Source organism: Flavobacterium tiangeerense, from assembly GCF_007830355.1.
GTDB classification, from domain to species: domain Bacteria; phylum Bacteroidota; class Bacteroidia; order Flavobacteriales; family Flavobacteriaceae; genus Flavobacterium; species Flavobacterium tiangeerense.
On record NZ_VLKO01000002.1, the window covers coordinates 303,839 to 327,976 of the forward strand.

Below are 24,138 nucleotides of genomic sequence, written 5' to 3' on the forward strand. Positions count from 1 at the left end.
ATAATTTCATTCTAAAAATAAAAACCCTTTAAACTTTTGTAATACCTAACAGGTTTTAGAAACCTGTTAGGATAGATACTACTTCACAACCTGAACCCAAAAACCTTTAGTCCTTGCCAAAAATGTATTGTCATACATTGCTTCACATTGCAATCCAGGCAGATAATAGGTTCCAAGATAAGAAGCATTCAGTAATATTCTAAACGTTTTGGTTTCACCCGATTTTAATCCAAAATAGAAATTGGTTCTATCATCACGAATATCAATATAATCCGCAACGTTATTGGTAGCGTCTCCATAATCCGTGAAACGGGTATTTACAATTTCGAAACCAGAAGGCAAAATTTGTGACAAAGCCACATTTTCTACACGTTCATTTTTTAGGTTTTTCACTGTTACCTCAGCAACAAATTCAGTTCCTTGATTGATTTTAGACACATCGATAACGCCTCCTTTTCTGTTTTTGAAAACAATCGAAGCCGAAACATTACTCTGAATCGCCTTTTCTTGTCCAATTGGAAGAATTCCTGTGTTCAGCACACGAACATACAATCTATTCTTTCTATTGTTTTTTAAAGTCACACTATTCGAACCCGTTTTGACAACCAAACTTCGGTCTGCAATGGTTTTTGTTGTTTTTACTGATTGTGCTTTTCCGTCTTTACTGAACTGGACATCGATTCCTTTTGGACCATTGCTTACAGAAAATTTAGCCATAGCATACAATCCATACGCCGTAGTTTGCGTACTCATCCATTGGTCACTTGACATATCTTTGGCCAATTTTGTTGCCATTGCAAATGCTTTTTGCTTTTGCCCAAGCAATAACAATGTTTCTAGAGCCATGGCACGATTCCTATCAGCAGATCCGTAATAGTAATAATTATAATTCGAATTATCATCTATAGAAGTATTCAGCAACAACGATAAACCTGCCGATTTTTGTCCTGCCAATACGTAAGCCGAGGCCAAACGCAATTTACTTTCGTTCGAAATTCCTTTGGTTTCGCGCAATCTGTTCATCGAAGACAAATCGGGAGCTCCTGCCAACGCTAATGTGTATAAGCGATACGATTGCGCCAAATCATTTCCATAACTCGGCATAAATCGCCATTGTTTGGCTTCTTTTTGCTGATACGAAATCCATTTTGATTTGAAATTGATCGGCAAGAAATACCCTTTTTTCTCAGCTTCAATCATAAAATGTCCTGCATACGAAGAACCCCAATCATCGGCAACGGTTCCTCCTTGCCAGTATGCCATTCCACCATTCGATAATTGAAAACCTCCCAAACGAGTAATTCCTGCGGTCACATTTTTTTGAATTAATTGCTGACGCGTAACATCCAAATCGACAATCTCATTCAGATACAATTGTGGAAAAACAGACGAAGTCGTTTGCTCTACACAACCGTGAGGATATTGAATCAGATATTGTAATCGCCCGTTTAAATTGATCGTTGGCATCGAGGAAACCTCCAATTTTGCTTTATTACTTCCCGAAACACCAAATGTTTTCCAAAAAATAGTTTTAGTGCTATTCGGTTCCAAAATCACATCAGTAAATGTATTGGTCACTGGATTCGGATTGGTCATATCGATCTCTACATCATACACTGATTTTTCCTTTCCGGAAGTCGCTATAATTTGCACTTTCCCTATTCCGGTAACAGAACCCACGGCCAAATTGAAATAGGCCATTTTTTCGTCAGGCTGAGGCAAAGTTAATTTTTGAGTGGCACTTCCAATAACTTTTAATCCGTTATTCGTTTTAATCTGAACCGTTACATTTTTGATGTTTTTCTCCATGGCAAAAATGGTCACTGGAATCGTCACTCTCTCGGATGGACTAATTTTTCTTGGCAACGAAGCCAAAACCATCAAAGGACTACGAACCGGAGTTGCTTTTTCGGCACTTCCATACGCACTTGAAGTTGCATCGCCAGCCACGATCATTGTTTTTACGGAGCCAATGTACTTCGGTAATTTTACTTGATGGGTTTTGGTTTGTCCTTTTTCTAATTTAAAAGGTCCCATATAAATTACAACCGGTTTGAAACGATTGGCTTTTTTGGCTTTTCCACCACCCAAATCTTGGTCACCACCAATACTGAAAATCTGATTTACTTTTCCGCCATATGCTCCAATCACATCATCATAAATATCCCAGGTTTTTACGCCCAAAGCTTCACGAACATAAAAACTATCCCAGGCATTTGGCGCTTTGAAACGGGTTAAATCCAATAATCCTTCGTCAACAATGGCAATGGTGTAGGTCATTGCTTTTCCGGATTGTTCACTCACTTTTATAGCGAATGATTGCTCCGGACGCAACACATCAGGCATTACTAATTTGGGAGCTAAAATGGTGTTTTTATCAACCACTTCAATAGGCACAATTCCATACATTCGGATTGGCAAATCATTTTTGGTGGAAGCGTGTGGTTGTAAAAGCGTAATATTAAAATACACATTTGGAGCCATAGCAGCCGTAATCGGAATGGTAACTTTGGTTTCTCCTTTTTGGGTCTTTGCCCAAAGTGTTTGTACTACTTTCGAACCATTTTCAATAGAAATAAAAGCTCGTCCTCCTGCACTAGATGGGAACGAAATTTGAGCATTTTCACCCACAGCATACTTCTCCTTATCGGTTGAAAACACTAACATATTGGCCGTAGCAGCATCTGTATTTCTAGTTTTTCCAGACCACATTGGCCAATCGATATTTACCGTTAAAGCCGTTGCGTGTCCGCCAACAGCATCAGAAACCCGAATCATATAACGTCCCCATTCTTCATCCGTCAAGGCAAAACGGACATTTCCTTTTCCGTTAGCATCGGTATTAATTGTAAAAGTTTTGTACGAAGTCGTAGCATTATCCGAGTTATAATTCGATAAATTATCACTAGATGCATCCCACCACCAGCGCCATTCTACTTTATACACTTTTACTTCCAGGTTTTTAACCGACTTTGGTCTTCCGTTTTCATCGACCGTAACCACATCAAATTGGTTCGTAGTACGGGTTTCTAGCATTCCGTATTTGTTAGGCTCAGGTGACTTAATCCCCACATAAGTAGGGTACGGCGAGTAGGTCGTCGCTATAACATCAGTACTAAAATCGCCACCTTCTTCATACACTTTGGTAATAAACGACGCTTTCAACATTCCAGGTGCTTCTCCTTGTATTTTCGGGTCTATAGTAGCATTCGCTTTTCCAGTGACATCTAATTTACCTGAGAAAACGGTAACTTCTTCGGTGCTGAATTTTCGAACTAAATCATCAAAAATATACTTGTCATAATTTTTGAAAGTCGTTATTTGTTGCGAAAATTTGGCTTGCATTTCAACGTTCAAATTTTTGGCCACAGCGCCATGAAGCCAAGCCACTTCAAGGTTGCTAGTGTTTGGATAAGCCGAAGAAAGTATTGCTCGTTTGAAAGTGTTTTTGATTTTCAAACGATTGGGTTTGATGGTTTCAATCTTGATGCTTTTGTAAAACTTCGCACCACCCACGCTAACCATTGCCTCCCAATTTCCTGTAGGCGCATCATTTGCTGTTGGAACTGTAAATGCAAAATGATTCCATTCATTCGATTTTTGAACCGTTTGATAGGTTACTTTTCCATTTGGATCAGCTAGTCTAAATTTTATAGGGTGTCCTAGTGGAATTTTATTTGAAGCATCATTCAAAATGAAAGACAAATACAAATTATCCCCAGGACGCCAAACGCCTCGTTCTCCATAAATGAATCCTTTGAGTCCTTTTTGTAAAGTCTCGCCAGACACATTAAAATTACTCACTGACAGTGAATTCCCGTCGTCTAATTTAACATAAGTAGACTCCGTACCTTGCGTTACAATAGCAAAATAGGCAAATTTATCCAACTGAAAAGTCGCAATTCCATCGCTATTGGTAGTTCCTGTCGTTATTTTTTGCTGCTGAAAAGTATACAAATCTACTCTTGCATTTGAAACTGGCTCTGTGGTGACAATATTATTTACGGCAAACAAATACGATTTGTTTTCGCCTCTTTTAGCAATTACACCCAAATCAGTAGCTAGAATATTAGTTGCTATTTTGGCATTATAAAAATACGAACTTGAGCAAGGATCCTGACTTTCTCTCCATTCGTAATCATCGTAGTAATAATCATCGTAAGAGTTTCCGCTGTAATTAACATCACTCTCATCAACCTCTTCTTCCTCTTCGGCTGTATCCTCATCAGCGGTTTCGCATTTGTACAAAGAATATTTTTTCTTGTAAACAAACTCTACTCTATAAATCGCACCTGGTTCAGGAGTAATAATTTTAGATAAATCCAAAGCAAAAGTGTTCCACTTACTTAGATTTAGTAATGTATTTTCTTTTAAATTCAGAGTTGATTTGGCAATAGGTTGCGCCACTCTTTTTAGGTTTTGACTGCCATTGAGTTCGTTGTATTGCAAAAATTGCATGATGTTGTTTTTGTAAATTTTATACACTTTTACATCAACAGCACTCAGGTTTACAGCCTCAAAATTGAGTTTTAAGTTATTAGAACTTGGCAGAATTGTTCCGTTTTTTATAAAACGAATGCTTGGCTTTATTTCATCAAAGGATATTTTCTCGGTATAATTCTCATTTAACTTTCCACCGTATTCACTTTCTATTCCCTGAAAAACTTCTAACAACAGTTCTCCGGTAAGCTTTTGCAAATCCACAACTGGCTCAGGCTCAACAATAGCAACTTCTTCGGGTTCCTCAACCACAGCGCTATCAACGGCCACGGCCGAAGTATCAACAGTTACAACTGCTTCCACTGGTTCAACTGGTTCTGGAGCCACTTCAACAGGTTTTTGAACGGGTACTTCATTACTAAAATAAACTTTCAACACATTTCCTTGTGCAGAAAACTTTAAATTATTGGTGTTCTGAATGGCGACTAATCCTTTAAAATCTTGTCCTTTTTCTAAGGGTTCCGAAAAATTAATAGACAAGGTTTGACTATCCCCTTCTTGAATTTCGGTCTTAACCACTTTAAACTCTTTCAATGACGTGATTGGGAAATCGATAGTCCCTTTTTGATCGATATCAAAATCACTTCCGTCGTATTTTATCTCCAAATTGCTTTTAGATTCCAATCGTTGAATGCTGTCAATTCTGAACTTGAATTCTTTTCCAACTGCATTCGTTTTTTCGAAAACAATTTTCAAATCATCTCCGTTATGCTCGGCTTCAATCAATTTTTTAGCGGTTTCCAAATCAATATTGTCTGCGGTTTTGAGTACCGCATTCAAGTATTGGTATTCTGGGCTGTAGGACTGCAAATCCAGCGTATTGACCACAAAATCTTGCTTAATCGTTTTTACCGTAAAGTTAAAATTGGAAAGTATTTTATCTTTTTCGGCAACCTTTGGATTCAGTTGGTCCAAATGCAAAGTCACCTGATATTCCGTACCTGATTCCAGCTTTTTTTCAGGAATAAAAGCAATCGTATTGCTCGAAAGCGCAATTACTTTTCCGTCTACATTAGGAGAAATAGTGAACAAATCGTTATCTAAAACCTCATTGACTTTCCATTCTTTTTTATCAAAAGCCAAAACTACCCTAATATCCGATTCTGAAGAGACAATTCCTCCCGTAAAACTCACGATAAACTCTTTGAATAAGGAGAAATCTGAATTAAAATCGGCGGCAGATTTTCTACCACACGCTTGAAACAAAAAAAACACACAAAACACATAAATTAATCCTTTTGTTTTCACTTTTAGCTAGAGTTAATGGGTTATAAATAAAATTATTGCAACATCTCACAAGTAACACAATAACTAGATAGTTACCGTAATATTGTAGTAAATGTAGAATAATTAATTTATTATTTTAAGAAGAAAATTCTTTGAGCAGAAATTATTTTTTAAAGGTGTTTTTCAGGAGCTTTTTGCTTCGCCAGTTCGTTTCACTCGTGTCCAGCTATTCGTTACAATCTTATATGCCGTCCCGAAGTTTCGGGATTGGCATATAAGGATTTTCACTTCTATCTGGGCTAGAATATATCTTGAATACCCTACTTCCTTCTCTCAGCAAAAAATCGTTTCATCAAATCAGCGGCTTCATTGGCCATGATTCCTTGTACAACAGTAGTTTTAGGATGCAGTTTTGTTCCAAGAGTGATGAAACCGCGTTGTTCATCACGAGCGCCAAAAACAATTTTAGAAATTTGACTCCAATACAAAGCGCCGGCACACATTTGGCAAGGCTCCAGTGTTACATAAAGCGTACAACCTGTTAAATATTTTCCACCTAGATAATTTGCAGCAGCAGTGATGGATTGCATTTCGGCATGTGCAGTAACATCATGAAGTAATTCGGTTAAATTATGACTTCGAGCAATGACTTTGTTACCAATGACAATTAGGGCACCAACAGGAATTTCGCCTTTTTCAAAAGCCATTTCAGCTTCCTGCAAAGCTTTTTTCATGAAATATTCGTCGGTGAATGGGTTTATCATACAGCAAAAGTAAGGATTTGAAATAAATTTCGTTAATTTTATATTCAGAAACACAAAGCATGGAAAGGAAGTATAAAATCACAATTTCAGAACCTTGTCAAGAGGATTGGAACAAAATGACTCCAAATGACCAAGGTCGTTTTTGTATGAGTTGCGCTAAAACTGTTGTTGATTTTACTGCAATGTTACCCGAAGAAGTGCAGCATTTTTTCATCCAAAATCAAAGCCAGAATATCTGTGGTAGAATGAAAAAATCGCAATTAGATTCGATTACCATTCAAATCCCTAGTCACTTACTTTATAAGCAAACTCAGTATCACAAAATGTTTTTGTTAGCACTGTTCATCACAATGGGAAGTACTTTGTTTAGTTGTGCCGATAAAAACGGAAACAAACAAAAAATTGATGCTGTTGAGGTCGTTGAAAAACAGAGTAAAAGTATTAGTGTTAGTGTTAATAAATCAGTACTCCAAACATCTAAAGATTCGTTGAAAAATGTAATACAACCCACATCAAATGTAAATCAAATAAAATTTAAAAAACTTAGAGCGATTAAATGTGGGGAAGTAGCATCAAAAAAAGAACAAGAAACTAAAAATGAAACAAACGTTATATATGAAGATCATACCGTGTATGGCGGTATGGGAATTAGTGTATATCCAGATTTTAAAGGCGGTATTTCTATGTTTTATTCTTTTATCAAAGACAATTTTAAAGTCCCTAAAAATGATAATAATTTACAAGGTGAAATTATTGCTTCTTTTAGTATTGAAAAAGATGGAAATTTGAAAGAAGTTAAAATAGTAAGAGGACTAGATGTTACAAGTAATGAGGAATTATCTAGGGTTTTAAAGTTATCCCCAAAATGGTACCCTGGCGTAGACTACGGTAAACCAATAAATTGTGATTTTCAGTTATCACTAATACTCGTGCCAGACACCATTAAAAAGTCTTTTTTTAGAACTAAAGTTATAACGAAGATTGACACTTTGTTCATTAAACGAATTACCAAGTTTGAAAGCGATAAGTTCTAACATTAAAAACGTAAATTTGCTTTTTATAAAACAATGAAAAAAAGTTTACTTTCAAACATCAATAACCCAACCGATTTACGCTTGCTTGACGAAGCGCAACTTCCTCAAGTAGCCCAAGAATTACGCGATTTTATTATCGATATTGTGGCCGTAAAAGAAGGTCATCTTGGCGCAAGCCTAGGTGTTATTGAATTGACAATTGCCTTGCATTATGTTTTTGACACCCCAAATGATTTATTGATTTGGGATGTAGGGCATCAAGCCTATGGACATAAAATCCTAACCGGCCGAAGAGAAAATTTTCATACCAATCGTCAACTCGGCGGTATTTCTGGTTTCCCAAAAAGAAGCGAAAGCAATTACGACACCTTTGGCGTAGGCCATTCTTCCACTTCTATTTCGGCGGCACTCGGAATGGCAATAGCATCTAATTTGAAAGGCGATTTCAACAAACATCACATTGCTATTATTGGTGATGCTTCTATTGCCTCAGGTATGGCTTTTGAAGGATTGAATCACGCTGGAGTTACTGATGCTAATTTACTTGTAATTCTCAATGATAACGCTATTGGGATTGACCCAAGCGTTGGCGCCTTGAAACAGTACCTCACTGCGGTAAAAGAAGGAAAAAACCCAAGGCAAAACAACATGATTAAGTCCTTGAACTTTGATTATTCGGGACCAATTGATGGTCATGATGTTTTTGCTGTGATCAAAGAATTGAAGCGATTACAAAAAATAAAAGGTCCTAAATTTTTACATTTAATTACCACCAAAGGAAAAGGCCTCCAACAAGCCGAAGAGGATCAGGTAAAGTACCATGCTCCGGGAAAATTTGATGCGGCAACTGGCGAAATCATTACAAAACAAGAACAAAATTTACCTCCAAAATACCAAGATGTTTTTGGCTTGACCGTTTTAGACTTGGCTCGAAAAAACGACAAGATAATAGGAATCACACCTGCAATGCCCTCTGGTAGTTCGTTGAAATTCATGATGGATGCGTTTCCAGAACGTGCTTTTGATGTAGGTATTGCAGAGCAACATGCTGTGACTTTAGCCGCCGGAATGGCAACACAAGGCATGATCGTTTATTGCAACATCTACTCGACATTTTTACAAAGAGCTTATGACCAAATCATTCATGATGTAGCATTGCAAAATCTTCCAGTAATATTTTGTCTTGACAGAGCAGGTTTAGTGGGCGAAGATGGCGCGACGCATCACGGAGTTTTTGATATAGCGTACCTGCGTTGCATTCCTAACCTAATTGTTTATGCTCCAAGAAATGAAATTGAACTTCAAAATATTTTATATACCGCGCAATTGGGACTTGAAAACCCGATTGCTATTCGGTATCCGAGAGGTCGAGGTGTAATAAATAACTGGCAAGAAAAACATCTGAGTCATTATGATGCTATACCCATTGGCGTAAGCAGCTGTATTGTATCAGGAACTCGAGTAGCGGTTTTATCAAATGGTACTATTGGAAATAATGTTACTTTGGCTCTAGCCAAAATAAAAAAAACAAATACAATTGCCCACCATGATTTTCCTTTTGTAAAACCATTAGACGAAAAAAGTTTACACCAAATTTTCAGTCAATTTGACTCTATCATTACCCTTGAAGACGGCACTGTAAAAGGAGGATTTGGTAGTGCTGTAATTGAATTTGCAGCCAACAATAATTACAAGTCACAAATTACTGTTCTAGGAATACCGGATGAATTTATAGAACATGGAACCGTGACGGAATTACAACAATATTGTAAAATTGACGTTTCTAGTCTTGAAAAACTTTTTTCGAATTATTAATTCCTAAAACCCCTGCTACAAATGAATTCATTACGATACCTTATATTCTTTGTGTTTGCAATATCGCAATTAAGTTTTTCACAAGACACCATTCAAAATAATAAAATGTATTCCCTAGCTACTGTAACTGCATTAACAAAAACAGATAAAATGGAACGCATACCGCTTAAAATCAGAACCAAAACACATTTATTGCCTTTTTCGTACTGGAGCAAAAAAAATAGTTTGGGTTTTGATATTTCTGAAGTAGCATTTGTAAATTGGTCTGCTGGGGGAACAAGCTCAATATCTGGATTACTTAAAGGTAAATTTCATAGAAATTATGCCCGTGATAACTACAACTGGTCAAATGAACTCATTATAAAATATGGCTTAAACAAACAAGATGGTGTGGCCATTCGAAAAACAGAAGACGCTATTCAGCTGAATTCTACCTTTGGATACCGTAGAGACACACTCTCTAATTGGTTTCATTCTGCAAAATTTAATTTTAACACCCAATTTACAAATGGTTTTGCTTATCCAAATACCGAAAATGCCATATCAAAACCGTTCGCTCCAGCGTATATCTTTATGGGAATAGGAGCCGAAAATATTGATAAAGAAAAAAAGAGAACTCTTTACATCTCTCCATTTACTTTTAAAACCACCCTTGTTCTTGATCAAAGATTAGCGAACCAAGGTGCTTTTGGGGTTGCGAAAGCTACCTATGACGTAGATGGAAATTTAATTACTGAGGGAGAGAGAGCTAAGATGGAATTGGGTTTTCTGATTACCAATAAATACAAAAAAGAGGTATTTAAAAACATCAATTTAGAAAACAGACTAACCCTATACTCCGATTACATCAATCGTTTTGGCAATATCGATATAGATTGTGATCTACAAGTTGAACTCGTGGTTAATCAATATGTAAAAGCAAATATTGGTGCTCACGTAATTTATGATGACGATATCAAATCGAAACGAGAAATTGAAGGAATACAAGTCACCGAGGGTCCTAAAACACAACTCAGACAAGCTATTGGAGTAGGAATTGAATATGCATTTTAAATAAAAAGTCCTGATAAAAAAATTCATCAGAACTTTTTATTTAAGTAATTACTTTTAGTTTATTATTATTTTCTCAACATACTTTAAACCTTCTCCAGTAATATCAATCATATATATACCGGCGCTAAGTTGACTTAAATCAAATGATTTTTCATTATTGAATGTTACTTTATTAGCCGTATACACTAATCTACCATTGATATCTATCACTTTCACAGCTACTTGTCCATTATAATTGTTTATTCGCACTGTTAAATTTCCATTTGATGGATTTGGATAAACACGCATAACATTCTCGTCATCAATATCTAATGTGCTTAATGTACAATTTGCTCCTGCAGCTGGAACTGTGAAATCTTCTGTTTGATCATTTCCTATATTCCTATCACCTGCTAATGCATTTGCTCCCAGACCCCTTGCAGCAAACACCTCCCATATCATGCAAAAATCTTTACCCCCTGTAAGAGCTTGATCAGCAGCAATGATTGCGTTTCTCGCATCTACAAATGTTGGGCTACAGGGTTGTAACTTTATACCATCTAAAACGATACGCATCAACTTGTTATTTCCTCCATTACCAGTATACTTATTATCATCATAGCCATATTTAGTGATATAGGCCCACGTTAAATCCCACAACATTGTAGCCCATACTGAACCTACACCATGAACAGAAGTCTCTTCAAAATCTTGATCATTTATAAACTGAAAAGAATTAGTGCGGCCATAAGTCATTGGATTAATAGAAGTATCAGTCGAGTACGGATAACTACGAATACCCACTCCATCAGTTTTCTGCGACGATACAAACGTGCCAATTCCCCTTTTCGCGGTGCCAACATCTCCGGGTTTTAACTGCATCATTAAAGCGAACCAATCTGACCAACCTTCACCCATTTGATCTGTATTATCTAAACATTTTTCGTTGTTACTACCACCTGCTAAACGAGTTGAAATTCCATGTCCGTACTCATGTGCTATGATACCGTTATCAAAATCTCCATCCGAATTGATAAATGGAGGAGTTTCTAATTGTAGTTTTACGTTAACTGCTGTCAGTTTCATTTGTTCAATTATAGCATCTCCAGTAGCTTTAGTTACACTTATTGCTGGTATGGTGATCGTTGCATCATCACCTGACATTGTTATTTCGCCAGGTGCATTGTTTACAATAATTACAGCAATAGCACCTGCATCTTGGGCTGCCTTAACTTTAACCACAAAATTACAAGAGCCACGGTATAAAATTACAATTTTACCATTCAAAGCAGCAGCATTACTTGGGGCTGAACAACCTAAAGAGCCAGTACCTGAACTATCAAGATATAGAACTAAGTCTGATTGTAGAAATGCAGGTGCTACTGGCAAATCTACTTTTCCAGGATTAAATCCGTTTTGTTTTGCACTATAAGCTCCTGTTAAAGTAGAAGGTGATGTAATAAGTATAGGACTTATTCCTGAGTCCACATTCCATAAAAACATTTGCATTCTTGGCGGAGTGCCATCTTCAGGAGTGTAAAAATTAGCATTATTTAAACTTTTACGAGTAGCAGCTGAGCCATCTTGAGCATCAGCAATAACATAATCTGCTTGCGCGCCACCTTTACCGTAATTATTTTGCTGAAAATTTCCACTTGCTTCATCGAAACCGTATTGATACCACACATCATGCATTACATTATTCATATAAAATAAATTCGTACAAGCAGCGTCAATATACGTAGATGCCTCTACACTAGTCCCGCCGTAAGGATAGTCAAAAATTAAAGAAGGACCTCCATTAGGGCTATATGCTGTTATTGCATTATCCGCCATAAAATCCTCTTTTGCCCAAACATTATTACCTCTTGTAATAGTAAAATCTGGACCTGCTTGCCCATCTATATCATGCCACCCAAAAGGAGAGGCTTTGGTATTAGCTGGATTGGTCAATAATTGAAATGCCCCATGATTAGGACTTTCTATGTTTGACGGAATAACTTTATAGGATCCAATTTGTGTTTGTAAAACTAAGGGAGTAAAAAGCTGTTTATAACTAATTGAAGTTGGACTTACAGTGTTTGTTTTAGAAGAAAAAACCGCTTTATGATCGAAATGACAAGAAATTATACGATCATTTTTTTCTAATAACAAACCAGTAATCGCATCTATTCTGACGCTCCATAAATGATCATGCTGATTAGTATGAATATTGAAATCCCAAGCTAATTTTAAGTCACCATTTTTTTCTTGATGATATACTAAATTTGCTGTTACTGGTTCCGTAATCCCAAGACCGTTACTTATTTTATATTTGTTAGTTCCAACGGTTTCTAGTATATTAAATTTATCTTTAGCGGTTATACCTAATTGGAAATATGCTTTTACAAGAGCATCTGTTACCGATAGTTTAGGTGCTGTCGCATTGACTTTTTTTGATACATTCGAAACTATCCTGCTACTAACGTCTATTACTTGTTTATTCTTTATTGAGAAATTAGAAACTGCTCTAAAAATCTCAATTCCTTGATAACGCTGCACCACATAACAATTCTCTATTCCAGAAGTTGTAGTACCTCCTTCACTTTGAATGGCCCAGTCATTAAAATCTGCACTAGACAACGTTGTTCGAGAAGCGGGATTTTTTAAGTAATTTTGAATTATTTGGTTGTTTGATTGTGAAAAACCAACAAAAGACACCAAATAAATTATAGAAAGTAAAATTTTTTTCATAAAATCACGTAATTAGTTATAAATGCAAAACTAAATATTATAATTTAAATTTCAACAATTAAACCCCATATTCTTTGAATTTTAACTTTTAGCAGCGGTTATTGTTTTATAGAACAACAATGCATTTCCATCAGTTAACAAGGAAATAAAATGACAAATATGCAACAAACGACCGTATAAATTGTCTTTTTCTAATTGATGCTTTTCTGGCAACATCTTTAAAATTAAGGTATCATAATTAGAGGCTACACCATTATAATTATTATCAAATGCGGTAATAAATTTATCCAATAAGGTTTGTATAATTTGATAGCCTACAATTTCTTTTTCGATCACTTCACGACTCTGATAGATTTTCTCGACACTGATCTTGATAATATCATCCATCTGAGCTTTGTACTTGCTTTTATCCATTAAGGCATAAGGAAATTTTCCTTGCAAAATGAGCTCTTCGTTTTCAATAAAAACTTTCACGGCATCGTTGATTAGACTTCCAATTGCTAATGCACGCAAATAGCTAATGCGATCTTCTTTGGTCTCAAGTGTTTTGTACTTGGAAGTATCAATACTGTCTTTTACTAATTTTATCAGGTATTCCAATGCAAAATCCTCCGATACCAAACCTAGATTCATTCCGTCCTCAAAATCGATGATGGTGTAACAAATATCATCTGCCGCCTCAACGAGATAGGCCAAAGGATGGCGTTCAAAACCAACATCTTCTCCTGATTTATTCGGAATCAAACCCATGTCGTGGGCTACTTCTTGAAAAAAAGCTTTGTCTGTTTGAAAAAAACCATATTTTTTATCAGCGATATTTTTGGTTGGTTTTTTAGGCAAACTCTCTTTGGGATATTTCATAAAAGCACCCAAAGTAGCATATGAAATACGAAGTCCTCCTTCAATTCCAGGACGACTTGCGGTAAGTACCGAAAAACCATTGGCATTACCTTCAAAATCAATTAAGTCTTGCCACTCTTTTGCGGTAAGTTGTTCTTTGTATTTTTGTCCGTTTCCTATCGAAAAATACTCTCCAATGGCTTTTTCACCCGAATGTCCAAAAGGTGGATTCCCAATATCGTGCGCCAATGATGCTGCAGCTACAATTGCCCCAAAATCATTCATGTGATAGCCATGCACCTCTTTTAAATGCGGATATTTTTCGATAATTTTTTTTCCTACCAAACGACCCAAAGAACGCCCAACGACTGATACTTCCAGACTATGTGTTAATCTGGTATGCACAAAATCAGTTTTGGATAATGGAATAACTTGTGTTTTATCTTGCAAACTTCTAAACGCCGAAGAAAAAATGATTCGATCATAATCTACTTCAAAACCCAAACGGGTGTCGTCTTGTTCTACACGCAATCGTTTGCCTTTGTCGCCTTGACGTTTAAGTGATAAAAGTTGTTCCCAGTTCATCATTGCTTCTTGTAATTTTCTAGTTTTAAAGGAGCGAATATAAAGAAAAAGAATCCAGCGGAAACAAAAAAAGCAGTCTAAAATGACCGCTTATACAAACCAAAAACAAGAATAGTCATTTACAATTTCGCTTTTGCTAAAAATTCATGCTTATTGACCACATAGGTTACTGATAATGTATCATGCCAACCTCTTGAATTGTTGTTTAAAAAGGAAACTATCTCAATAGGAATGAATCGTACTAAGGTTCTAATGAGTATACTTTTTAGGTGTGGTTTGCTACCATTAGGTTTTACAACTAGCGTTTTAGTGAAGTATTTCCCAAAAGTTCTAGACAAATAAAACTCCATAATGAAATAGTAAAAAAACATCACTATCATCCCAAACAAGGCGTTTTCTGTGGGTGATAAATTGATAATCCAATCTGCAACTTGAAAATTCCCTGTTACAACTCCTAACCCGTTTATGAGCGCTCCAATTCCGATGGTGAACAAGTAAACAATAAACAAATCAATGAGCAAGTTTAAAAATCGCTTGGTTCTGGACGCTAACAAATCCGCCGAAATAGTTAATTCTGTAGTTTCCATAGTTATTTTTTTAAGAGTGTTTTACTACTTCGTAAAGTAATGTGGCAGCTTTGCAATTATATGTATGTTGTATAGGTACAAAGATACATTCGCAAGTGGTTTGTGGAGTTATACTATTTTAGGAGAGTGTTGCTAAATTCGCACTTTAAGATTCTAAAACCAATCCTCTTGCGTAACTGCAACTCAGTATACGTATCACTGTAACTAGCAAATTCCTTTTCAAAACCGTCAATTCCTAGCCTTGATAGCAGTGAAAATCCTTATATGCCGGTCCCGAAACTTCGGGATGGCGTATAAGATTGTAACGAATAGCGGGATAAAGCTCTAAAAAAAGAACTGAACAAAAAACTACTTGATTTAACTCCAGTCTTTAGGTTTTTTTAGTATGAAACCATCTTTTTTAGGAACCTCCGAGGCAAACTGACTGTCCACTAGTTTTTTTCTACCAATGGTTAAAGAGCCTTTTGCAACTGCTGCGACCGATTGATTGTGACGTTTAGGAGGAAAGGCAGCGAACACTCTTTTATTTTTAAATATTTCATGAACTGCTGTCATTGGCGGAACCAAATCACTATCACCTGATATTAGCATTGCCATATCATATCTATCTTGATAAGCATCAATTAAAATTTGGGTGGCAATATTGACATCAGTCATTTTCTCATTAAACTTAGGCCAAACATTATTACATCTTTTGCATTTTATTTTATCTGACTGATAATTCCCATAGTATATATTAACTCCAACACTTTCCAATGCTTCTATATATGTAATTTGTCTTTTTTGTTTATCTGGATCATTACTAACACTACTAGTAAAATATTTCACTTGCAGTAAAACTTGGTTTGGTTGCAATAAATTCTCGACTAAAAGAACTAAATTCAACCATTTACAATAATCAAATCCAGCATCTTTCATACCGAAATATAAATTAAAGCCATCTACATAAACAATAACCCTTTCTTTTTCTGTTAAAATATTTGTATTACTCATAATTTATTCATTATATTTGCATCACTAAAACAACGCTAAAGATAGCATCTTTAGTCCGACGCCTCTTTTGAGGCGTTTCTTTTTTAAAAAAAACACAAGAATTTTTAATCCATCCTCTAAAGGATAGACCAAATAACTCCGATTCTAAAAAAACAACCTTGTACCTTAAAATTACTCTAAACTACAAGGTTGGAAATAATATATTTAATTTTAACTCCCACACATTTCACAATCTTCTGGACCAGCATTTTTGGCTAGTTCGATCATGGCTCTATATTCTTCAGGGCTCATTTCTACAGGTTCGTTTAAAACAGCAATACTCTGCAAACGCTCTTGCACTGGAGCTTGTTTTACCTCAATAGGTTCTGCTTTTTTATCGTTGTTTAAAGTAAATTTAATAGCGTCAACGGCAGCTTTTGTTCTTAAATAATACATTCCGGTTTTAAGACCTGATTGCCAAGCATAAAAGTGCATGGAAGTTAATTTTGCATAATTAGCATTTTGCATGAACAAGTTCAATGATTGCGACTGATCTACAAAATACCCACGCTGGCGTGACATATCAATAATATCCTTCATAGACATTTCCCAAACGGTTTTGTATAGATCTTTCAAATCCTGAGGAATATCAAGCGCCTGCACCGATCCGTTATTACGCATTAACTCTTGTTTCAGGGTTTCATTCCACAAGCCGCGCTCTACTAAATCGTGAAGCAAGTGTTTGTTTACCACAATAAACTCTCCCGAAAGTACACGTCTGGTGTAAATATTTGAAGTATACGGCTCGAATGCTTCGTTGTTACCCAAGATTTGAGATGTAGATGCGGTTGGCATTGGCGCTACCAATAAAGAGTTACGAACACCGTGCTCCATTACTTCTTTACGAAGCGAAGCCCAGTCCCAACGACCTGATAAATCACCGTCGGTTAATCCCCATAAATTGTACTGAAATTCTCCTTGTGAAATAGGCGATCCTTCATAACTTGAATATGGTCCTTCTTCTTTAGCCATTTCCATCGATGCTGTTACTGCTGCAAAGTACATGGTTTCAAAAATCTCTTGATTCAGTTTTTTAGCTTCGTCACTTGTAAATGGCATACGCAACATGATAAATGCGTCTGCAAGTCCTTGCACTCCTAAACCAATTGGACGGTGGCGTTTATTAGAGTTTTCTCCTTCTTTAACCGGATAATAATTCCTGTCAATTACTTTATTTAAGTTGCGCGTTACACGCTTGGTTACGGTATAAAACAAATCGTGATTGAATGCCCCGTTTTCAACAAACATTGGCAATGACAATGAAGCCAAATTACATACAGCAATTTCATCTTTTGAAGTAAATTCCATAATCTCTGTACACAAGTTCGACGAACGAATAGTACCTAGATTTTTTTGATTTGATTTGCGGTTGGCTGCATCCTTATATAACATGTAAGGTGTTCCGGTCTCAATTTGCGACTCTAGAATTTTCTCCCACAATTCATGCGCTTTGATGGTTTTTCTACCTTTACCTGCTTTTTCATAATCAGTGTACATTTTTTCAAACTCTTCTCCATGCACATCATACAAGCCCGGACATTCATTAGGACACATTAGGGTCCATAATCCATCTTCTTGCACACGTTTCATGAATAAATCCGAAGTCCACATAGCAAAAAACAAATCTCTTGCACGCATTTCTTCTTTTCCTGTATTCTTTTTCAAGTCTAAGAAATCAAAGATATCAGCATGCCAAGTTTCTATGTAAATAGCAAAACTTCCTTTACGTTTTCCGCCTCCTTGATCTACGTAACGAGCCGTATCATTAAACACACGCAACATCGGAACAATCCCGTTTGAGGTTCCGTTAGTTCCACGAATGTACGATCCTGTAGCTCTTACGTTGTGAATTGAAAGTCCAATTCCACCTGCTGATTGCGAAATTTTAGCCGTTTGTTTCAACGTATCATAAATCCCATCAATACTATCATCTTGCATCGCCAATAGGAAACAGCTCGACATTTGAGGTTTTGGCGTACCCGCATTAAATAAGGTAGGCGTAGCGTGAGTAAAGAATTTTTTCGACATTAAGTCGTAGGTTTCAATAACCGATTTCAAATCATCTAAATGAATTCCCACCGATACACGCATCAACATATGCTGCGGACGCTCTACAATTTTGCCGTTTATTTTAAGTAAATACGATCTTTCTAGTGTTTTAAAACCAAAATAATCGTAGTTGAAATCTCTGTTATATATAATGTGCGAGTCTAAAAACTCTGAATTTTCCATAATCACTTTATGTACTTCCTCAGACAGTAATGGAGCGTATTGCCCATTTCTTGGGTTTACATAATGGAACATATCATTCATCGTCTCAGAGAATGATTTCTTAGTATTCGAATGTAAATTTGAGATCGCAATACGAGCGGCCAACTGTGCGTAATCTGGGTGCGCAATAGTCATTGAGGCAGCTGTTTCGGCAGCAAGATTATCTAATTCTGATGTTGAAACCCCATCATAAAGCCCTTCAATAACACGCATTGCTACTTTTACAGCATCTACTAAATCATTCAAACCATAGCATAGTTTTTTAATTCTATCTGTGATTTTGTCAAACATCACTGGCTCTTTGTGCCCGTCTCTTTTTACTACGTACATACTTTTTCTTTTTTTTAAAACAGAAAATCCCTTCGCTGTTTTTAGTTATTTGTTTATTATTTCGCAGCATGACCACCACAACTTTTGTGGCAGCAACTACTATTGGTGGGTACTGATTTGGCATAAAGTTCAGTTTCTTTATTTTCGGGAGCTGATCCCGCTGTCATTCCAATCTTTTTAGTCCTGAGAAAAATCAGGACTAAAAAGGATTTTCCCTTCCATCGGGGCTAGGAAGGTAGTAGGTATAGTCAAAACCGATTAAAAATCGGCGTCGAATGTTATTTTTTGTGCTTCTTCATCGGTGTTCATCACACCTGCTTTTTGGTATTCAGCTACTTTTTTCTCGAAGAAGTTGGTTTTTCCTTGCAATGAAATCATGTCCATAAAATCAAAAGGATTGGCCGTATTGTATTCTCTGTCGCAACCTAATTCTACTAATAAACGATCTGCAACAAACTCCAAGTACTGTGTCATCAACCCTGCGTTCATACCAATTAAAGATACTGGTAACGACTCCGTGATGAACTCTCTTTCAATGTTCAAAGCATCCACAATGATTTCTCTAATTCTGTCTTTTGGTACTTTATTAACCAAGTGGTGGTTGTGCAAGTGAACCGCAAAATCACAGTGTACTCCTTCGTCACGAGAAATCAATTCGTTCGAAAACGTAAGTCCTGGCATTAAGCCACGTTTTTTCAACCAGTAAATAGAACAAAATGCACCTGAGAAAAAGATACCTTCAACAGCTGCAAAAGCGATCAAACGCTCTGCAAACGAATCAGATTCAATCCATTTCAAAGCCCAGTCTGCTTTTTTCTTAATAGCAGGAAAAACTTCAAGCGCATTGAACAACTCATCTTTCTCAGCTTCGTCTTTCACGTAAGTATCAATCAATAACGAATACGTTTCGCTATGAATGTTTTCCATCATGATTTGAAAGCCATAAAAAAACTTTGCCTCAGCATATTGTACCTCGTTTACAAAATTCTCTGCTAAATTTTCGTTTACAATCCCATCCGAAGCAGCAAAAAATGCTAAAATATGCTTTACAAAATAACGCTCTTCATCAGAAAGTTTGTTATTCCAATCATTTAAATCCTGCGATAAATCAATTTCCTCAGCAGTCCAAAAACTAGCTTCCATTTTCTTGTACCATTCCCAAATATCATGGTGCTTGATAGGAAAAATTACAAAGCGATTTTTGTTTTCTTGTAAAATAGGTTCCACTTGTGTCATTGTATTGTTTTATTTTGTTGTGATTTTAACGAAATTCTATTCGATCTGGGGATTACAAAGGTTGTGAAATATTGCTGGATTTAAAAGCCAAACTTATTCACAATCGGCCCTAGTTTTTAACAACGAAAAGAAAAATTATCGTTTATAGCTTTATTTGTAAAAATTTGAATATCAATAGATTGTATTTTACAAAACGGCGTTAGCCACTGTAAAATATAGGGTTTAAGAAATTAAAATTGCGGGGTAGTTTTGTGCTATTTTGAATTGTTTAAGTGCTCTTGAGCAACAGTCTCTAGTTCTGCATACCAGTCTTCACCAAACTTGCGTACCAAAGCTTCTTTTACGAACTTATAAACAGGCACTTCTAGTTCTTGCCCTAACGAACAGGCTGCATCACAAATGTCCCATTTGTCATAATTTACAGCTGCAAACTCTGTAAAATCTTTTACCCGAACTGGGTATAAATGACACGAAACAGGTTTTTTCCAGTCGATGATACCTTGATTGTAGGCTTGCTCAATACCACATAAAGCAGTTTTGCCGTCAAAGATGACATAAGCACAATCTTTATTGTCAATAAGAGGTGTTTCCAGTTCACCATCTGTTCCAGTTACCCAAGTTCCCTGCGCTTCAATAGCCGCAATACCTTGCTTGCGCAAAAAAGGTTTTACTTTTGAATAAATAGACTCCAGGATTTTTGTTTCTTCCTCGCTTAATGGCGCACCAGCGTCACCATCTACACAACAAGCTCCCTTGCAGGCAGTTAGATTGCAAACAAAATCTTTTTCGAGTAAGTCTTCTGAGACGATGGTTTTTCCTAGTTGAAACATGCTGCAAAGGTATCCAAAGAAATTTAAAAATGAAGCACTGAAAATCAAAAAAAAGAATTTGGCAAAAACGGAAGGCTTGACTTCTACTTTATAATTCAAAATATTTTTAACTTGACCTTAAAATAATACAAGATTGAACCCGCTAACCATCAAAAATGAATACTTTTGCATCATTAAAACCAATATTATGCAGCTAGACATAAGAGAAATAATTACCGTGAGCATGGTTCTTTTTGCCGTAATTGACATTGTGGGATCTATCCCGATCATTGTAGATCTTCGTGCTAAACACGGTCACATCGAATCTGAGAAAGCCTCCATCGTAGCTGGAGTCATTATGATTGTTTTCCTTTTTGCGGGAGAAGAACTTTTAAAGTTAATTGGAATCGATGTCAATTCATTTGCAGTTGCAGGTTCATTTGTTCTTTTTTTCCTAGCCTTAGAGATGATATTAGGCATTCGTATTTATCGTGACGAAGAAGCGAGTTCAGCATCTATTGTTCCGCTGGCCTTTCCTTTGATTGCTGGAGCAGGAACCATGACTACCTTGCTTTCTTTACGTTCGCAGTTTTTTACTATTAATATTGTCATAGCCATATTCCTGAACATTATTTTAGTATATATTGTACTAAAATCGTCTTCAAAAATTGAAAAGATGTTAGGCGAAAATGGACTTGGAGTGATCCGCAAGACTTTTGGAGTAGTATTATTAGCAATTGCTGTTAAATTATTTGCTGCTAATGTTAAAGGTTTGTTTCTTTAATATAAAATTTAATAATTTTACAGCCTAATTTTAATTGGTCACATAGAATTTACTTCTATCTTTTTCAGTACACTAAGATTTAAACAACAAACTCATTTATGAAAATTTTCACTAACATACTGGTATTTTTGGCACTTGCTTTAATCGTCTTTAATGTTACATTACTAGATTTTAAAAACCCATTTCAGGGTGAAAGCATCGTTGCGTTTATTGGTATTGCAGCCTCATTATGTGCTGTATTAATTCTTCTTATTTTTAGAGTTTCCAAAAAGATTGAAGAAAAATCAAACACAAATTCGTAATACAATAAATTTAATTTTGAAATACATTAAAGGATGCGCTTGATTTTTAGCACATCCTTTTTTTGGATAAAGAAATTTCTCATTTCCTTTTAGGTTCTCCTATAATCAAACCTAAATCTCCAATTATTTAAATTAATTTACAGTCGATTTGATTATAATTCGATTACAAATTAAAGGAGTAATAAAACCAACCTTATCTTAATACAGCTTGTAAGTAGGATTTTCATTTAAAACACTACTAGTTTTAAATCATTTTAATTTTAATGCTTCTTTAAGCATAGAATCTTCTTTAAGAATAACTTCATAATATTTGTTCTCTCCAAACAATTGTCTTGCGTACTCTGCAGTAAGAAATCTTTTAACTAGGGATTTGCTTTTAGAAAATTGAATATCGAGACCGTTATCAAGAATGAATTTTTGAAACTTATTATAATAATAATCCGAAGTGCTAATTTTTTCTTGTAGCGATTTATAAGCAAGATCTTTGAACTCTTTTTTATGAGCGTCTAAATCCTCAAAAACATAATTCCCCACGATGCCAGACTGCAGTAAATACCCTGTACTTTGACTGCTATGTTCTACCTCAATAGGCACAAAAACATCAGGAACAATACCGCCACCGCCATATACTATCCTTCCTTTTTTAGTTTTGTATTTTAGAGTATCTGCTATTTTAATACTGTCTTTATCATACAACTCTCCATTTTCAAAACGGGTTTCTGACTCTTTAAAATATTCCTCTTTACCTTTTGTATACGGTTTTTGAATGGATCGTCCCGAAGGAGTGTAGTAGCGCGCTATAGTAAGACGCACCGATGACCCATCTGCAAAAGGCATTTCTCGCTGCACTAGACCTTTCCCAAAAGAACGTCGACCCACGATACTACCTCTATCGTTGTCTTGAATAGCACCAGCAAGAATTTCACTAGCCGATGCGCTATTTTCATTGATAAGAATAGTTAATTTTCCTTTTTCAAATTGACCGTTTGCTGTTGCAAAAGTTTTGGTAACTTTTCCGTTTTTATTTTTGGTGAAAACAATAAGTTGCTTGTCAGATAGCAATTCATCCGTTATCGCAATCGCCTCTTCCATATAACCGCCTCCATTATCCCGAACGTCAATAACTAAGGACTTTGCTCCTTGTTTTTTGAGTTTTCCTAGACCTTTCATAAATTCATCATAAGTGGTCTCTGAAAATCTATTTATTTTAATGTACCCTGTAGTAGGATTGATTAGCATAGCCACATCAATACTGTTTAAAGGAATTACATCTCTTTTTATTTTAAATTTTAGTTTTTGTTTGGTGCTTTTTCTATAAACGATGAGCTCTACAGAGGAACCAACTGTTCCTTTGAGTTGAGAAAACAAGCTATCAGAAGGAAGTTTTCTACCATAAAGCTTTGTCTTTCCAGCGTATAAAATTCTGTCTCCTGCTTGAATTCCAGCTTTTGCCGAAGGACCATTTTCAACCGGTTTTATTACTGCGACAGAATCCTTAAACATGTAAAAATTCACTCCTATTCCCACAAAATTTCCTTGCATACTTTCAACCACTTCTTGCTGGTCACTAGGCGAAATGTAAACAGAATGCGGATCCAGTTGTACGAGAATATTATCAACGGTAAGATTCACTATAGAATCTGTATTTACAGCATCAACATATTCATCATCAATAAAATCAATGAGTTTATTTAGTTTGTTTTTGGCATTATTTTGTCCAATGAGACCGGATGCATTGGAGAAATTCAATAATCCGCCCAGCAACACACCAATAGCTAGTGTAGCAAATATAATAAGAGGCAAATATTTTGTGTTGAATTTCATTTATTCTTCCATTATTGGTATGTGTTCCACCTCTACGCCTGCTTTTATTAAAAACTGAATTCCAGAATCATCACGATAACCAGAATGATATACAACTCTTTTTATACCCGACTGGTGAATTAACTTACTGCATTCTTTGCATGGAGAAAGGGTGATATACAATGTAGCTCCCTCACATGATTGCGTAGAACGCGCTACTTTTAATATCGCATTAGCCTCGGCATGCAAAACATCCCAGCGTGTAAGTCCTTCATCATCTTCACAGCAATTATCAAAACCACTTGGCGTACCATTGTATCCGTCAGAAATGATCATTCGATCCCGCACAATGATGGCTCCTACTTTTTTTCGTTGGCAATAGGATAGTAAACTCCATTCTTTTGCAATTCGCAAATAGGCTTTGTCGTATTTATTTAATTTTTTTTCACTCATT

Annotated in this window: 16 protein-coding genes; 5 read left to right on the forward strand and 11 right to left on the reverse strand. The window is 36.0% G+C overall.

The window, feature by feature from the left end:
• Nucleotides 1-78 precede the first annotated feature (78 nt).
• Both IQ05_RS03030 and IQ05_RS03035 read right to left on the reverse strand, forming a co-directional pair.
• Entirely contained in the window at nucleotides 79-5,748 is a 5,670-nt protein-coding gene (locus tag IQ05_RS03030; protein WP_144889693.1) for an alpha-2-macroglobulin family protein, read from the reverse strand.
• 299 nt (nucleotides 5,749-6,047) lie between these two features.
• Nucleotides 6,048-6,491 (reverse strand): nucleoside deaminase, encoded by a 444-nt coding sequence (locus IQ05_RS03035; RefSeq protein ID WP_144889695.1) that lies wholly within the window; start codon nucleotides 6,489-6,491, stop codon nucleotides 6,048-6,050.
• A gap of 59 nt (nucleotides 6,492-6,550) precedes the next feature.
• Here IQ05_RS03035 and IQ05_RS03040 point away from each other — a divergent pair, with 59 nt between their 5' ends.
• Genes IQ05_RS03040 through IQ05_RS03050 form a run of 3 tightly spaced genes read left to right on the forward strand, consistent with a single transcriptional unit; the run spans nucleotide 6,551 to nucleotide 10,393 of the window.
• A complete protein-coding gene (locus IQ05_RS03040) occupies nucleotides 6,551-7,525 on the forward strand; it encodes an energy transducer TonB (RefSeq protein WP_144889697.1) in 975 nt (324 codons plus the stop codon).
• Between the two features lie 33 nt (nucleotides 7,526-7,558).
• Entirely contained in the window at nucleotides 7,559-9,340 is a 1,782-nt protein-coding gene (locus IQ05_RS03045) for a 1-deoxy-D-xylulose-5-phosphate synthase (RefSeq protein WP_144889699.1), read from the forward strand.
• A 21-nt stretch (nucleotides 9,341-9,361) separates the two neighbouring features.
• A complete protein-coding gene (locus IQ05_RS03050; protein ID WP_317133632.1) occupies nucleotides 9,362-10,393 on the forward strand; it encodes a DUF3078 domain-containing protein in 1,032 nt (343 codons plus the stop codon).
• A gap of 54 nt (nucleotides 10,394-10,447) precedes the next feature.
• Here the strand turns inward: IQ05_RS03050 and IQ05_RS03055 are convergent, their stop codons facing one another.
• The 7 genes from IQ05_RS03055 to IQ05_RS03085 form a co-directional block, all read right to left on the reverse strand.
• On the reverse strand, nucleotides 10,448-13,105 hold the full coding sequence (locus tag IQ05_RS03055; RefSeq protein WP_144889701.1) for a T9SS-dependent M36 family metallopeptidase: 2,658 nt from the start codon (nucleotides 13,103-13,105) through the stop codon (nucleotides 10,448-10,450).
• 81 nt (nucleotides 13,106-13,186) lie between these two features.
• The gene (locus IQ05_RS03060) at nucleotides 13,187-14,530 is read right to left on the reverse strand and encodes a deoxyguanosinetriphosphate triphosphohydrolase (RefSeq protein ID WP_144889796.1); all 1,344 of its coding nucleotides are present in this window, start codon (nucleotides 14,528-14,530) and stop codon (nucleotides 13,187-13,189) included.
• Nucleotides 14,531-14,649: 119 nt separating this feature from the next.
• On the reverse strand, nucleotides 14,650-15,117 hold the full coding sequence (locus IQ05_RS03065; RefSeq protein ID WP_144889703.1) for an RDD family protein: 468 nt from the start codon (nucleotides 15,115-15,117) through the stop codon (nucleotides 14,650-14,652).
• Between the two features lie 357 nt (nucleotides 15,118-15,474).
• Nucleotides 15,475-16,110: an NYN domain-containing protein gene (locus tag IQ05_RS03070; protein ID WP_144889705.1), complete on the reverse strand. Its 636-nt coding sequence runs from the start codon at nucleotides 16,108-16,110 to the stop codon at nucleotides 15,475-15,477.
• A gap of 210 nt (nucleotides 16,111-16,320) precedes the next feature.
• Nucleotides 16,321-18,750, reverse strand: a complete 2,430-nt coding sequence (locus IQ05_RS03075; RefSeq protein ID WP_144889708.1) for a ribonucleoside-diphosphate reductase subunit alpha — start codon at nucleotides 18,748-18,750, stop codon at nucleotides 16,321-16,323.
• 258 nt (nucleotides 18,751-19,008) lie between these two features.
• Complete coding sequence (locus IQ05_RS03080; protein WP_144889710.1) at nucleotides 19,009-19,986, reverse strand: ribonucleotide-diphosphate reductase subunit beta; 978 nt, start codon at nucleotides 19,984-19,986, stop codon at nucleotides 19,009-19,011.
• A gap of 254 nt (nucleotides 19,987-20,240) precedes the next feature.
• Nucleotides 20,241-20,816, reverse strand: a complete 576-nt coding sequence (locus IQ05_RS03085; RefSeq protein ID WP_144889712.1) for a DUF3109 family protein — start codon at nucleotides 20,814-20,816, stop codon at nucleotides 20,241-20,243.
• Between the two features lie 187 nt (nucleotides 20,817-21,003).
• Here IQ05_RS03085 and IQ05_RS03090 point away from each other — a divergent pair, with 187 nt between their 5' ends.
• A complete protein-coding gene (locus IQ05_RS03090; protein WP_220485203.1) occupies nucleotides 21,004-21,579 on the forward strand; it encodes a MarC family protein in 576 nt (191 codons plus the stop codon).
• A gap of 98 nt (nucleotides 21,580-21,677) precedes the next feature.
• The gene (locus tag IQ05_RS03095; RefSeq protein WP_144889714.1) at nucleotides 21,678-21,881 is read left to right on the forward strand and encodes a hypothetical protein; all 204 of its coding nucleotides are present in this window, start codon (nucleotides 21,678-21,680) and stop codon (nucleotides 21,879-21,881) included.
• A 249-nt stretch (nucleotides 21,882-22,130) separates the two neighbouring features.
• Here IQ05_RS03095 and IQ05_RS03100 read toward each other — a convergent pair whose 3' ends face one another.
• Nucleotides 22,131-23,705, reverse strand: a complete 1,575-nt coding sequence (locus IQ05_RS03100) for a S41 family peptidase (protein ID WP_144889716.1) — start codon at nucleotides 23,703-23,705, stop codon at nucleotides 22,131-22,133.
• Nucleotides 23,706-24,137, reverse strand: coding sequence for a deoxycytidylate deaminase (locus IQ05_RS03105; protein WP_144889718.1), 432 nt, complete (start codon nucleotides 24,135-24,137; stop codon nucleotides 23,706-23,708).
• Between the last annotated feature and the right edge of the window lies 1 nt (nucleotide 24,138).